Annotated in this window: 13 protein-coding genes and 1 riboswitch; of the genes, 6 read left to right on the top strand and 7 right to left on the bottom strand. The window is 49.1% G+C overall.

The window, feature by feature from the left end; translation table 11 throughout:
• The first annotated feature begins 120 nt into the window (after nt 1-120).
• From ADH68_RS10435 to ADH68_RS10420, 4 genes are all read left to right on the top strand, one after another.
• Nucleotides 121-1,737: an ABC-F family ATP-binding cassette domain-containing protein gene (locus tag ADH68_RS10435; protein WP_068960859.1), complete on the top strand. Its 1,617-nt coding sequence runs from the start codon at nt 121-123 to the stop codon at nt 1,735-1,737.
• A gap of 30 nt (nt 1,738-1,767) precedes the next feature.
• The gene (locus ADH68_RS10430; protein ID WP_068960860.1) at nt 1,768-2,061 is read left to right on the top strand and encodes a Dabb family protein; all 294 of its coding nucleotides are present in this window, start codon (nt 1,768-1,770) and stop codon (nt 2,059-2,061) included.
• A gap of 341 nt (nt 2,062-2,402) precedes the next feature.
• Nucleotides 2,403-3,782 (top strand): sodium-dependent transporter, encoded by a 1,380-nt coding sequence (locus ADH68_RS10425; RefSeq protein ID WP_068960861.1) that lies wholly within the window; start codon nt 2,403-2,405, stop codon nt 3,780-3,782.
• Nucleotide 3,783: 1 nt separating this feature from the next.
• Nucleotides 3,784-5,130, top strand: coding sequence for a sodium-dependent transporter (locus ADH68_RS10420; RefSeq protein WP_068960862.1), 1,347 nt, complete (start codon nt 3,784-3,786; stop codon nt 5,128-5,130).
• A gap of 93 nt (nt 5,131-5,223) precedes the next feature.
• On the opposite strand, the gene ADH68_RS10415 is transcribed toward ADH68_RS10420, so the two are convergent.
• The 7 genes from ADH68_RS10415 to ADH68_RS10385 form a co-directional block, all read right to left on the bottom strand.
• Complete coding sequence (locus ADH68_RS10415; protein ID WP_068960863.1) at nt 5,224-6,081, bottom strand: enoyl-ACP reductase FabI; 858 nt, start codon at nt 6,079-6,081, stop codon at nt 5,224-5,226.
• Between the two features lie 155 nt (nt 6,082-6,236).
• Nucleotides 6,237-7,436, bottom strand: coding sequence for a THUMP-like domain-containing protein (locus ADH68_RS10410; RefSeq protein ID WP_068960864.1), 1,200 nt, complete (start codon nt 7,434-7,436; stop codon nt 6,237-6,239).
• A gap of 124 nt (nt 7,437-7,560) precedes the next feature.
• Nucleotides 7,561-8,811, bottom strand: a complete 1,251-nt coding sequence (locus ADH68_RS10405; protein ID WP_068960865.1) for a phosphoglycerate kinase — start codon at nt 8,809-8,811, stop codon at nt 7,561-7,563.
• Between the two features lie 120 nt (nt 8,812-8,931).
• A complete protein-coding gene (pyrF, locus tag ADH68_RS10400; RefSeq protein ID WP_068960866.1) occupies nt 8,932-9,765 on the bottom strand; it encodes an orotidine-5'-phosphate decarboxylase in 834 nt (277 codons plus the stop codon).
• 84 nt (nt 9,766-9,849) lie between these two features.
• Nucleotides 9,850-10,959 (bottom strand): peptide chain release factor 1, encoded by a 1,110-nt coding sequence (gene prfA / locus ADH68_RS10395; RefSeq protein WP_068960867.1) that lies wholly within the window; start codon nt 10,957-10,959, stop codon nt 9,850-9,852.
• Between the two features lie 179 nt (nt 10,960-11,138).
• Nucleotides 11,139-11,837 (bottom strand): LrgB family protein, encoded by a 699-nt coding sequence (locus ADH68_RS10390; RefSeq protein WP_068960868.1) that lies wholly within the window; start codon nt 11,835-11,837, stop codon nt 11,139-11,141.
• Nucleotides 11,838-11,850: 13 nt separating this feature from the next.
• A complete protein-coding gene (locus tag ADH68_RS10385) occupies nt 11,851-12,225 on the bottom strand; it encodes a CidA/LrgA family protein (RefSeq protein ID WP_068960869.1) in 375 nt (124 codons plus the stop codon).
• 107 nt (nt 12,226-12,332) lie between these two features.
• Nucleotides 12,333-12,532, top strand: a riboswitch (cobalamin riboswitch).
• Nucleotides 12,533-12,673: 141 nt separating this feature from the next.
• Between ADH68_RS10385 and ADH68_RS10380 the strand changes: the two genes are divergently transcribed.
• Both ADH68_RS10380 and ADH68_RS10375 read left to right on the top strand, forming a co-directional pair.
• Complete coding sequence (locus tag ADH68_RS10380; RefSeq protein ID WP_161953088.1) at nt 12,674-13,681, top strand: DUF4465 domain-containing protein; 1,008 nt, start codon at nt 12,674-12,676, stop codon at nt 13,679-13,681.
• A complete protein-coding gene (locus ADH68_RS10375; protein WP_133165717.1) occupies nt 13,678-14,664 on the top strand; it encodes a hypothetical protein in 987 nt (328 codons plus the stop codon). The genes ADH68_RS10380 and ADH68_RS10375 overlap by 4 nt, the downstream gene beginning before the upstream one ends.
• Nucleotides 14,665-14,712: the final 48 nt, after the last annotated feature.

Below are 14,712 nucleotides of genomic sequence, written 5' to 3'. Positions count from 1 at the left end.
ACGGGCAATATGATGGTATTTCAGAAGCCGATTGTCCAAAAATATATGATTTTCGGGAAATTATGCGTACCTTTGCACCCGAATTTTCAAGCAGATATATATAAAGACAACCATCATCATATGATAGCGGTAAACAATCTCGGCCAACAGTTTGGCAAACGCGTTTTATTCCAGGATGTTAACCTGAAGTTCACCCCCGGCAACTGCTATGGCATCATCGGTGCTAACGGTGCAGGAAAGTCTACTCTTATGCGCATTCTCAGCGATGAGCTAACTCCTACTCATGGCAACGTGACCCAAGGCCCCGGAGAACGCATGTCGGTACTCGAACAGGACCACTTCAAATTTGACGAATTTACCGTTATGGATACCGTACTTCAGGGCCATACCGTGCTTTGGGATATCATCAAGGAAAAGGATGCCATATATGCAAAGGCCGACTTTACAGATGAGGACGGTGTAAGAGCGGCCGAACTTGAGGAAAAGTTTGCCGAACTTGAGGGATGGAATGCCGAAAGCGACGCAGCCGCACTGCTGAGCGGTCTGGGCATAAAAGAAGACAAACATTATATGCTGATGAAAGACCTCAGCGGTAATGAAAAAGTGCGTGTGCTCCTCGCAAAGGCTCTTTTCGGCAATCCGGACAACCTGCTCCTCGACGAGCCGACCAACGACCTCGACCTCGACACTGTGGCATGGCTTGAGGATTACCTGTCAAAATTCGAGAACACCGTGCTTGTAGTGTCCCACGACCGACACTTCCTCGACTCGGTATGCACCCACACTCTTGATATCGACTACAACAAGGTGACACTGTTTGCCGGCAACTACAGCTTCTGGTATGAATCTTCGCAGCTGGCACTCCGTCAGCAGCAACAGCAAAACAAGAAAGCTGAAGAGAAGCGCAAGGAACTCCTTGAGTTCATCCAGCGATTCTCTGCCAATGTGGCAAAGTCAAAGCAGACAACTTCGCGCAAGAAGATGCTCGAAAAACTCAATATCGAGGAAATCCAGCCATCGTCACGCCGATATCCGGGTATCATCTTCACCCCTTCACGCGAGCCGGGCAACAAAATCCTCGAGGTACATGGTCTTACAGCCTCAGTCGATGGCGAACTTCTGTTCAAGGATGTGAATTTCCAGGTTGAGAAAGATGACAAGGTTGTATTCCTCAGTCGCGACCCGCGTGCGATGACTGCCTTATTCGAGATAATCAACGGCAACCGCAAGGCTGATGCCGGCACCTACGACTGGGGACAGACTATCACCACAGCCTATCTGCCACTTGACAACTCGGAATTCTTCAATACCGACCTCAATCTTGTCGACTGGCTCTGTCAGTGGAGCAACGATTCCAGCGAGATATACCTCAAAGGCTTCCTCGGCAAAATGCTCTTCTCCGGCGAAGAAGTGCTGAAGAAAGCGTCGGTACTCTCCGGTGGCGAGAAGATGCGCTGTATGATTGCCCGCATGATGATGACTGACGCCAATACTCTTATTCTTGACTCGCCCACCAACCACCTCGACCTCGAGTCAATCCAGGCATTCAATAACACCTTACAGTCATTCAAGGGTAATGTTCTCTTTGCATCACACGACCACGAGTTCATCCAGACTGTAGCCAACCGCATCATCGAGCTCACTCCCAACGGCATTATCGACAAGATGATGGACTATGACGACTACATCACCGATGAACGTGTAGCCGCATCCCGCGAACGGCTCTATGCGAAATAATCGATTTTCTTACTACTTACTTAACAAACAATGGTAAAGCATATAGTAACGTTCAAACTCACTGGCACTCCGGAAGAGCGCCTCGAGGTAGCGACAAAATTCAAAGAAGCGCTACTCGCCCTCCCGTCTCAGATTGATGTACTCGAAAGCATGGAAGTCGGTATAAATCAGAACCCGGCCGAACAATGGGACGTGGTACTGACAGCTGTCGTTCCCACAATGGCCGATGTGGATGTATACGCCCGGCATCCGGCGCACGTCGCCGCGGCATCGCTTCTTGCCGGCCATAAGGACCAGCGTGCATGCGTTGACTACGAATTCTGATATCCCGATTCTATCGTATAACCTCTACCGATGTATCTCAGAGATTGTCTAAATTTATATGATACCGATTTTGAGAAGGATTGTCTGATGGATTTTTGCTTGTGATGAGGGAGTGTAGCCGTAGCTACATGACCGAAGAATAAACAAAAAGACACCGACAAGACTCTCAAAAGCAAAGTAATATGAATTTTAGACAATCTCTCAGAGATACATCGGTATTTTTATACACTCATAAAGTTACAGATACACATTTTAACATCCAAAAACCCTATCATTCATCATATATTCATTATCTTTGCGACCGATTTAACCGATATACTAACTTTATCTAAGATTCTGTTATGGCCGCAAAGGCTCAATTTGGAAGTAAGATTGGACTAATTGCCGCAACTGTAGGCTCTGCCGTGGGACTCGGCAATGTATGGCGTTTCCCGGCCGAGGCGCAAGCCAATGGAGGTGCTGCGTTTCTACTCTTATATATCATATGCGTGTTTCTTCTTGGCATACCGGTCATGCTTGCCGAATTCTCACTCGGACGCGGGCAGAGAAGCGATGCCGTAGGTGTGTTCAAAAGTCTTGCTCCTCGTTCACGCTGGTGGATAGGAGGCGCCATCGCCATTCTTGCGAGCTACCTTATCCTCTCTTTCTATATGGTAGTTGCCGGATGGACACTTGAATATATGTGGCAGTCGATAACTGGCGCATTGTACAGCCCGGTAGCCGAATCTGTGAGCCATACCGGTCTTGACGCTCTTGACATACAGTTCAAGACAAAAATGGAGGAATATATCCTCCAGGATATACGCCCGCTTATAATGACCTACATAATGCTTGCCATAAACCTCGGCATACTGCTTATGGGCGTCCAGAAAGGTATCGAAAAAATATCCAATGTGCTTATGCCAGTGCTTTTCATCCTGTTGCTGGCATTTGCCTGTGTGGCACTTTCATTCCCCAAGGCATCAGAAGGCCTGGAGTTCTTCTTACATCCCGATTTCAGCAAGATAAATGCATCAGTAGTAATAAACGCATTAGGGCAGGCGTTTTTCTCTTTGTCGCTAGGCATGGGCATCTTAATTACCTATTCAAGTTATTTTCCCAAGGATACACGCCTGACCCGCACTGCAGTTACCGTGTCTCTTCTCGATATGCTCGTAGCTGTAATGATGGGAATGATAATATTTCCGGCAGTAAAGTCGTTCGGGCTTGACAGCGAAGGGCTTGAGGGGGCCACACTTGTCTTCGTGACCCTTCCCGAGGTATTTGCTCAGATGCCTCTGACCCAATTATGGTCATCACTCTTCTTCCTGCTCCTCATGGTGGCCGCGCTCACTTCTACAATATCACTCGCCGAGGTATCAATTGCATTCATGCAGGACCGATTCCGTATGCGGCGCACGTCAGCATGCCTCACTGTAATACTACCGCTGTTTATCCTCAGCACCATATGCTCGCTGTCCCAGGGGTCTCTATCCTGGATTAAAATCGGAGGCATGAATATATTCAGCCTGCTTGATACAGTGGCGACGAATGTCATGCTACCGGTTGCAAGCATTATCACATGCATATATATCGGATGGTTTGCACCGAAAGGATATCTTCGACGCGAACTCACCAACCACGGCACTATCGGCTCACGCACTTATCCGGTGATTATGTGCATCATTCGCTACGTGGCTCCTGTCATCATTTCCATAATACTTTTAGGAGCATTCTTCTGATATGTCGACACAACGTGCACAATTCGGCACACGCCTTGGGGTAATCGCCACTACCGTCGGCTCAGCCGTTGGCCTTGGCAATATCTGGCGTTTCCCATACGAGGCAGGAGCTCATGGCGGAGGGGCATTCCTGCTTATATACATAGGCTTCATATTCCTGATTGGAGTACCTGTGATATGTGCGGAATTCATAATGGGGCGCGGTACACGCCGCAATATTTTCGGTGCGTTCTGGACGCTTCATTCATGCCGTTGCTGGTCGTGGGTAGGCTATATGGGTATCCTTGCAAGCATTCTTATTCTATCGTTCTACTCCGTAGTGGCAGGATGGACACTGGAATACCTTTGGCAATCCATCACAGGCACGCTTGACGCCAATTCCGGCACCAACAATCTTCACGCCGCATTTGACACATTTGCCGCAGGCCCTCGCTCAGTAATGTGGACTCTGATATTTCTGGCAGTCAACGCGGTAATACTACTGCGCGGAGTACGGGGCGGTATCGAAAAGGCCTCCAATGTGCTAATGCCCGTACTGTTTGTGATACTGATTATATTCTGCATAAACTCTCTTACGCTGCCGCAGGCTTCGGAGGGACTTCAGTTTCTTTTCAAACCGGACTTTTCCAAAGTCGACTCTTCCACGCTTATAGGCGCGCTCGGCCAGGCATTCTTCTCACTCTCGTTGGGGCTCGGCACACTCATGACATACTCAAGCTACTTTTCCGACTCGACTCCTCTTATTAAAAGCGCGGTAACGACAGCATCACTCGACACCATTGTGGCAATACTTGCCGGAATCATAATATTTCCTGCGGTATTCACCTATGGGTGCGAACCGGCTGCCGGGCCCAAACTCGTGTTCGAAGTACTGCCGGCAATATTCCATCAGATGCCAGGCGGTGCGATATGGGCTATCCTTTTCTTCTTCCTCCTCTTTCTCGCTTCTCTCACCTCGACTATTTCAATGAGTGAAATATGCATTGCATTTTTCTGTGAACAGACAAAGATGTCACGTCGGCGTGCAACTCTCATAAATACTGCAATCGCCATGGGATTCGGCACACTGTGCGCATTGTCGTTCGGGAGTCTGTCAGACTTCACCATCGCCGGTCTCTCCGTGTTCAATCTCTTTGACTATCTGTCAAGCAACATTCTGCTTCCGCTGGGAGGCATGCTGATATCAATATTTGTGGGATGGATTGTAGACCGCAATCTCATCCGCAACCAGTTGGGCGGCTCCGGGCGCATACCGCGTCCGCTTCTTACCGGAATTACATTCTGTCTGAGATATCTTGCTCCAACAGCCATACTTCTTATATTCCTGTCCGGACTGGACATCATCTGACATTATAATCCGGCAGACACTCCACCACAATAAAAAATGGCGGCATATCTTTAATACGATAGCCGCCATAATTATTTTGTAAGAATACCAATATCAACCGTACTGGATAGTTCCGTCGGGATTACGGTAGAGATCGAAACTCTTTTCATACTGGTCCATAGCACGCAGACTCATACCCATTGACGAGAATCCGCCGTCATGGAAGAGGTTCTGCATGGTAACCTTGCGGGTAAGGTCACTGAACATAACGATACAGTAGTTGGCACACTCGTCGGCATCCGCATTGCCCAGAGGCGACATACGGTTGGCGAAATCCATTAGCGACGACATACCCTTCACACCACTTCCGGCAGTAGTCTGTGTAGGCGACTGAGAGATTGTGTTGATACGTACATGCTTCTCACGGCCATAGATGTATCCGAAGCTACGTGCAATCGACTCAAGAAGGGCCTTGGCATCAGCCATATCATTGTATCCGAACATAGTACGCTGTGCAGCGATATAGCTTAATGCAAGAATACTGCCATAATCGGCGATTGCGTCAAGTTTCTTGGCGGCCTGTATCATCTTATGAAACGATACTGCCGATATATCCAAAGTCTTATTGAGCAAATCGTAGTCGATATCATCGTAGAGGCGCTTTTTACGTACGTTGGGCGACATGCCAATGGAGTGCAGCACGAAGTCTATCTTACCGCCAAGGACATCCATCGAACGCTGGAAAACCATTTCAAGATCATCGACGTTGGTTGCGTCAGCAGGTATAACCTCGGCTCCAAGTTTCTCACCGAGTTTGCTTACATCACCCATTCTGACAGCAACGGGTGTGTTGGAAAGCGTAATTGTAGCGCCCTCTTCTACGGCACGCTCGGCCACCTTCCATGCGATACTCATATCATTGAGTGCACCGAAGATAATGCCACGCTTACCTTTTAGTAGATTGTAACTCATAATTAATTTGAATTATACTTCTAATCTGTTTACGGGCTGCAAAATTACGAAAAATAACCCATCCGCGCAAATTGTATCATATCAAACTAAAACACAGATATTTACATGCCGGCGACCGATTTAATCACCAGTGCAAATGTCTATGTATATACTCGCTACTGCCCCTTAAGTACTATAAGCACAGGCGTGTCGGGCACAACGATAGCAGCCATAAGGCGTGGAGCGCCATAACCCTCTTTAGCCCGGAGTTTGCGCGAGAGCACATTTGCGGCCATAGGAAAGTTTCGGGCAGCAACCTGCATACGGGAATAGCGACGTGGCAATTGCTTGAGCACTGACGATGCAAACGGGAGTACCTCAAGTATGCGTCTGCCCTCCCCGGGAAAATCAGACACAGGCCCGGGGGAATAATACAAGTGGGTGTTGGGGTGAAGCTGCACCATACCATACCGTGATGACAGCAAACGCCATGGGGCGACTTTCATCACTGCCGGCCATGGTTCATATAGCCATCCGCCGGCCATGGGTGTACCATACCTGGACTCTGCACATGCTTCCTCTCCGAGTCTGAAACTTATCTCACCATTAGGCGTAACGGCATGAATGTCCGGTTCATAGTCACTACTAATGTCGGCCTGCAAGTCGCAACATGCTACAATCTCCTTGCATTCTGTGGATGACCCGAGCGACCACAGGTCAGTCGTGCCAGGCAAATCGCGTAAAGTCCGGGTCACGTCAAGCATAGGAGACAGCTTGACTATAAGCGTCCTCACTTTCCGCCTCAGCAACGGCAACATAGTCAAGATGTCCGGTTCACAATCACGTATACCGAATACACGTCCTCCATCAGCATCCCTACGGGCAGGATCAATGAACGCGATATCAAATCTGCCGTCAGGCACACTTTCAAGATAATCGCGACAGTCGGCGCATATTGCCTCTACATTAGCTCCGACAACACCCGCATTATGTCTCAAGGCCGCAGAGACTACAGAATCACGCTCTACCTCAACAACATGGACACCTGTAGCTCGGGCTATCGTCATAGCATCAACTCCGAGTCCGGAAGTAAGATCGACAATCGTGTGAGCACCGGAAGGAATCATCGCCGCATGTATACGGGCCAGTTCATCGCCTGTCGACTGTTCTCCGGAAAGTGAAGTCGGGAAATAGAACCTGTCGTATGATATTTCATACTGAAGTTTCCGACGATATTTCCGCCGGCATTCTATCTGCCTTACCGCATCGTCAATCCACGGCTCGCGCCCATGCCATGCAAGGCGCAATTTAGCGGGGTCATCGTTATTGTGAGCTTCCACCCAGGCCCAGAAACGTTCGTCGCCAAATATTTCCATATCTAAAGCATGCATAGCCAAGTAAATCAGGCATATGCAATCCGATTTACGTGGAGTATTACAATAGTGGCACCGGACAAACAGCCCGATGCCACCTGATATTCGTCTATATACCTTACGGCTATTAGCCCTTGATAGCGGCTACGCCGGGAAGTACCTTACCCTCGATAGCCTCAAGGAGAGCGCCACCGCCGGTAGATACATAGCTAACCTGGTCGGCCAGACCGAACTTGTTGACACAAGCCACAGAGTCGCCACCGCCAACGAGAGAGAATGCGCCGTTTTCAGTAGCCTTTACAATAGCGTCGGCTATCGCACGCGAACCGGCAGTAAAGTTGTCGAACTCGAATACACCGGCAGGGCCGTTCCAAAGGATAGTCTTAGAGGGCTCGATTGCGTCAGCAAATCTCTTGCGAGTCTCAGGACCTGCATCAAGACCTTCCCATCCGTCGGGGATATCATTGCTGGGGCATATCATTGTATTGGCATCATTGCTGAATGCGTCAGCGGCAACGCAATCGGTACCAAGAATAAGGTTGACGCCTTTCTCTTTGGCTTTCTTGATGATATCAAGAGCGAGGTCGAGCTTGTCATCCTCTACGATAGACTGGCCAATCTTACCGCCCTGAGCCTTGGCAAAGGTATATGTCATGCCGCCGCAGAGGATAAGGTTGTCGACCTTGTCCATAAGATTCTCGATAATACCGATTTTGGTAGATACCTTTGAACCACCCATGATAGCGGTGAAAGGACGTTTGATATCGCTGAGGATATTGTCAACAGCCTTTACTTCTTTCTCCATGAGGTAGCCGAGCATCTTGTCGTCAGCGCTGAAATAGTCAGCGATAACAGCTGTAGAGGCATGCTTGCGGTGAGCGGTGCCGAAGGCATCGTTTACATATACGTCGGCATAGCTTGCAAGAGTCTTGGCAAATTCTTTCTGACGGGCCTTCATCTCCTTCTTGGCATCCTCATAAGCGGGGTCAGCCTTGTCAATGCCGACGGGCTTGCCCTCTTCTTCGGGATAGAAGCGGAGGTTTTCAAGCAGAAGGACTTCACCGGGCTTGAGGCTTGCAGCAGCCTCTGCAGCGTTGGCGCAGTCAGGAGCAAACTTGACATCAGTGCCAAGAGCCTTTGCTACGGCATCCTTAATCTGCGACAGGGAGAATTTGGGGTTCACCTTGCCTTTAGGTTTGCCCATATGCGACATTATGATGAGGCTGCCTCCGTCGTTAAGAATTTTCTTAAGGGTAGGAAGCGCACCGCGGATACGGGTGTCGTCGGTAATATTGCCGTTTTCGTCCAGAGGCACATTGAAGTCCACGCGAACGATAGCCTTCTTGCCGTTGAAATTGTAATTGTCGATAGTTGCCATTATTATATTATTTGGTTAAGTAAAAATCACAGTATTGTATCGGCAAAGATAATTGAAATTTTTGACACTTACACTTATAATTATGTAAATATGGTTAACAGACAAGCATATTCAGGGCTATCAGTCTATTACGCCATATTCCTTGAGGAGGCCGGCCATCTGGTCGCGGAGTTTTGCGGCTTCGTGTCCGGCAGCCTCGGCGAAGTCAGCTCCGGTAGATGCATAGATAATGCCCCTTGATGAGTTCACAAGCAGTCCGCAGTCTTTGGTCATACCGTATTTTACGACCTCTTCCAGACTGCCGCCCTGCGCACCGACTCCGGGCACAAGAAGGAAATTGTCGGGAGCAACCGCACGTATATCTTCAAACATCTTGCCCTGTGTAGCGCCGACCACATACATCAGTTCGTCGGAAGAAGCCCATTTCTGTGAAGCGAGTATCACGTTTTCAAACAGGCGATGACCTTCGCCGTCCTGAATGAACTGAAAGTCATGGCTGCCCTTGTTGGATGTAAGCGCCAGAAGCACCACCCATTTGCCGGGATAACCGAGGAAAGGGGTAACACTGTCCTCGCCCATATAGGGAGCCACTGTCACAGCATCGGCCTGAAGATGCTCGAATACACCGCGTGCATACAGTTTAGACGTATTGCCGATATCGCCGCGCTTGGCATCGGCTATCACAAACTGATCGGGATAATTTTCTTTAATATACCTTACCGTATCCTCCAGAGCCAGCCAGCCTTCCACACCCATGCTTTCAAAGAAGGCCAAATTGGGCTTGAAAGCGACACAATAAGGAGCGGTAGCATCGACAATTGCCTTGCAGAATGCAAGAAGCGGATTCTCCTCACGAAGCAGATGCTCCGGGATTTTCTTAATATCCGGGTCAAGCCCTACGCATAAAAAGGAGCCCTTGCTCTTGATGTTTTCGATTAAATTTTCGCGTTTCATTATCTTGATTTTAATTTTGTGTCACGTGCATTCGTTCTTTTTCACACACAGCAGGCTGCATATCGAGACACATGCCTACGGGGCCTAAAGTTCGCTGGCTTTGAGTTTCTCTGCGTTCTCGGCAACTATCAGGTGGTCGATGCAGTCCTGTATATCACCGTCCATAAACGCGGAGAGATTATATATGGTATAGTTGATGCGATGGTCTGTAATACGTCCCTGCGGATAGTTGTAGGTACGTATCTTGGCCGAACGGTCGCCGGTCGACACCATTGTCTTGCGTCGCGAGGCTATATCGTCGAGATATTTCTGATGCTCTTTGTCGTAGATAAACGTGCGCAGTCGGCTGAGAGCACGCTCTTTATTCTTTGGCTGGTCGCGAGTCTCGGTACATTCTATAAGAATCTCTTCCGTGACTCCGGTGTTAGGATTGCGCCACATGTAGCGCAGACGCACTCCCGACTCAACCTTGTTTACATTCTGACCTCCGGCACCTCCCGAGCGGAATGTGTCCCATTTGATTTCACCCTCATTGATTTCAATATCAAATTCCTCCGCCTCGGGGAGTACAGCTACTGTAGCCGCAGAGGTATGTACACGTCCCTGAGTCTCCGTAGCCGGTACACGCTGTACGCGATGGACTCCGGATTCATATTTAAGAATTCCGTATACGCCCTCGCCTGTCACTGAGAACACAATCTCTTTGAAGCCGCCTGCAGCTCCCTCACTGAAACTGCTCACCGCACATTGCCAGCCTTTCGACTCGCAATACTTGGTATACATCTTGTATAAATCACCGGCAAATATCGCAGCCTCATCGCCACCGGTACCACCGCGAATCTCCACGATTGCATTCTTTCCGTCCTCGGGGTCAGCCGGAACGAGAAGCAGCTTAATCTCCTCCTCCATCTCCGGCAGTCTGGCAGTAGCCTCGTCAAGCTCATCCTTAGCCATAGCACGGAGTTCCTCATCATTTTCCGAGGCCAACACCTCATGCGCCTCGGCGATATTGTCGAGTGCAGTACGATAGGCGCGTGTAGCCTTGGTCAGGCGTTCAAGGTCCTTATATTCTTTTGTGAGCTTTACATAACGTTTCATGTCGGCAATCACCGAGGGGTCGGTAATGAGAAGGCTTACCTCCTCGAAACGCGCCTCTATGCCGTCGAGACGTGACAACAGATTGTTTTCGGCCATTTATATCTTGATAATCTATGGGTTCTATTGGATTACAGCAATCCTCCGGAAGTGCATTCTGAATATCGTCACTCATACATGCCACTCCGCATTGTGCTATTACTCTGCAAATTTAGCAAAAATCTCCCACAGGGCCACAGCCCCGCAAGAGATATGATAAATTATAATGACAATTATAATCAGAACGCGTATCCCATCATGCGTATTATCATCGGAGCGAGAAGGGCTGTCAGAAGTCCGTTAAGAGTAAGTCCAAGCGAAGAAAACGCGCCATAGCGGTCGCTACGCTCCATTGCCGCCGAAGTACCGACAGCATGAGCCGCCGTGCCAATAGACAGTCCGGATGCAATAGGACTGCTGATACGACTCATTCTGACTATCCCGAAACCGGCCATACCTCCGAATATGCCTGTACACACCACCACCGCAGCTGTAAGCGGAGGAATTCCTCCGATAGCCGAGGCAATCTCCATTGCAATAGGTGTAGTGACAGCTTTGGGAGCAAGCGACATCGCCACTTCCTGTGTGGCACCGAACAGCCGTGCAAGCAGAAGCACCGACACAATGCCGGCCACGCACCCTGCAAGTTCTGACACAAGCAAGGGCACAAGCTGTTTCCTGATGGCACTGAGCTGCTTGTACAACGGCACACCAAGCGCCACTACTGCCGGCTTGAGCCAGAAATCAATATATTCACCTCCGGCCTGATACGTTTCGAAATCAATATCAAAGAAACATAAGAAACATATCAGACATGCTATAGCGATAAGTATCGGATTGAGTATCTTGACTCCGGCACGACGCTGCAACAACTGACCGCAAAGATAAAAGCCAAAAGTCAGCGCTATCAGAAAATATTTATTAGTGAGAAATTCCATACACCTATTTATATTATATACCGACACTGCGACGCTGACGCCTTGACATACTGCGGCGCACCAGCTGATGAACCCATCCGGTAACGGCGATAATGACTACAGTACTGCCCACAGAAGCTCCGACAATCGGAATCCATTGGTCAGCGAGCAGACCAAGACACTTCATCAGCCCCACTCCGGCAGGGACAAAGAAAAAGCCGAGGTTGTGCACAAGAAATGCAGAAATACGTTCGACCCACTCAAGGCGCACTATACCGAGTTTCAACGACAGAGCAAGCAACAGCATACCTATGATACTTGACGGCACGGTAATACCGGTACATTTCACAACGAACTCGCCGACAGCGAGAAATACGAAAATAATTCCAAATTGAAGAATAGGTCTCATAGACATCTTTAGTAATGCGGGTGCAAAGGTAATCACAAAATCAATACATTGTTATCCCATATAAAAAAATATTCTTAAATTTGCACACGAAAAATGGCTGCTCCCCTTGAAGAGTCAAGACCAATGGAGCTATCCGATAAAGCCACAAGGCTCTCGGATAGGGAATCCGGTGCAAATCCGGAACAGTACCCGCTGCTGTAAGTCCTAAATATAAAGTCTGTTGCACAACGCCATTGGCCTCTGAGGCCGAGAAGGCGCAACAACGACCGGGATAAGTCAGAAGACCTGCCATTTATTCAGCAGACATCCTTGCCTACGGGACTATGGGCATCTCACAACCTAACATCAGGGCCACAACAGGCTCTGAGAATGATTCTGAATCCCGTCATCGCATCGCGTGTCTGTATGTATGACCGGGATTATTCATTATTACTTAATTATCAACAATATGAACAGAATCATTATCTCAATTTTCACCCTTGCCGGTGCGCTCACGTTGAACGCCCAGTCCGACATCGTAGTTCTTGACCTCACAAAGGCTACCACAACATTGAATTTTGATGCGGAAAACGGTGCATGGACAGGCACATACGACGACGATGCTGAAAGCATCGACAGCCAGTGTTTCTCATTCGTGCACAACTCTATGGGGGATTACAATACCTGGTGGGGATTCACTGCATCCAACTCGGCCAACAATGTGCGCCAGGATGACACCCTGAAATTTCAGTTCAGCAACATGGCCAAGGGCGGTATCGTGCTCAACGAGGACGGCACAGTGAAAACCGATGAAAACGATATGCCTGTAGTAAGCGCAGAGGTGCCCTATATGGTAGCATATGCCAGCAGCGCTTTCGCAAAGCATCCTGCCGACATGGCTTTCAACGACGGGAAAGCGTATGAAGCCGTAGGCGTTTATGTCAATCTCAACAGCTATCCGTACTACTGTATCGAATATGGCGACTCGTATGCACGCGCGTTCCATAACGGTGACAAATTTACCCTTACAATACATGGCATCGCTCCCGACGAAAGCGAACGCACTGTGGATACAGAGCTCGCATCGTATACCAATGGCGACCTTACCATAAACAGAGGATGGAAATATGTCGACTTGTCATCGCTCGGCATCGTCAATCAGATCTACTTCTCGCTCAAGACCACTGACGTAGGCCAATGGGGAGACAACACTCCGACCTACTTCTGTCTCGACAAACTTATGGTAAAGCCTGTGTCGACATCGGGCATCTCGACCGTCAATGCCAACGACACCAACATCAGCTATGACCGTGCCAACAAGACCGTCAGCATCGGCAACGCATCCTTTGCATCGGTATACAACACCGCCGGACAGTGTGTAATGTCAAGCGAAAACAATTCATTCGACATTTCATCGCTCTCAGCCGGAATATATGTGATAAAAGCCGGCAACTCAAGCCTCAAGATAGTAAAATGACACGACCAATGACATATGTCCTTATTGCCACGGCATCAGCATCTTTGCTGATGTCGTGCAACAAGGATGATATAATCCAATCCGGAGAGAACGGCAACACTCCGGAAGGCAATTTCCGCCCGTCTCTGCCGACAAGCTCGGAAATGAGCACTCATGTGTATGAATGGACTCCGGCCCCGGGACAGTTTATCAACGAGTCGACAATGACTGAATCAATCGCAGGAGATATTACTCCCGAAGCGGCAGCCGCATGGGCCGAGCAGCGTCTTTCCGAACGACTGTTTGTCTCGCTTGGCGCATTTGGCGGATATATCGTTGTAGGATTCGATCACAGCATACCGTCGAGCGACGGTGACTATGATTTTGCCATAATGGGCAATTCATACCTCAACACTTCGAGCGGAACAGGAGGTTCCAACGAGCCCGGCATCGTATACGTGATGCAAGATACCAACGGCAACGGGAAGCCGGATGACACATGGTATGAGCTGCGCGGAAGCGAAACCGGGAAAGAGGGCACAATACAGGATTACGCCGTGACATATTCGCGCCCTGACGCTCCCGGCCTTGCTGTATCCTGGACCGACAGCCAAGGCAACTCCGGCACTGTCGACTATCTCGGATTTGTACATAAACAGGATTATTACTATCCGGCATGGGTAAAATCGGATACATACACCCTAAAAGGCACATGCCTGGCAGCACGCACATCACAAGACACCTCAAGTGGGCTATGGAACAACAGTGCTTTCGGATGGGGATATGCCGACAATATGGGCAGCGACAATATATCCCTCTCTTATGGCCCGCAATGCAACCGGTTTCGCATATCCGACGCCATGAATGTCGACGGAAGCCAGGCACGACTCGCCTATATCGATTTTATCAAGGTACAGACAGGCGTCAACTCCAAAGCCGGAGGGCTTGGCGAAGTATCAACCGAGGTTTTCGGTTTCATCGACCTTTCTCTCGCAAAACAATAATCCTCACTTATGCCGATGCGTAAAGTATCTATCTGTCTTCTCAATATA

The organism is Muribaculum intestinale (assembly GCF_002201515.1).
Lineage (GTDB): Bacteria > Bacteroidota > Bacteroidia > Bacteroidales > Muribaculaceae > Muribaculum > Muribaculum intestinale.
The sequence above is the reverse complement of the archived record's forward strand: the minus strand, read 5'-3'. Positions and strand labels throughout refer to the sequence as shown.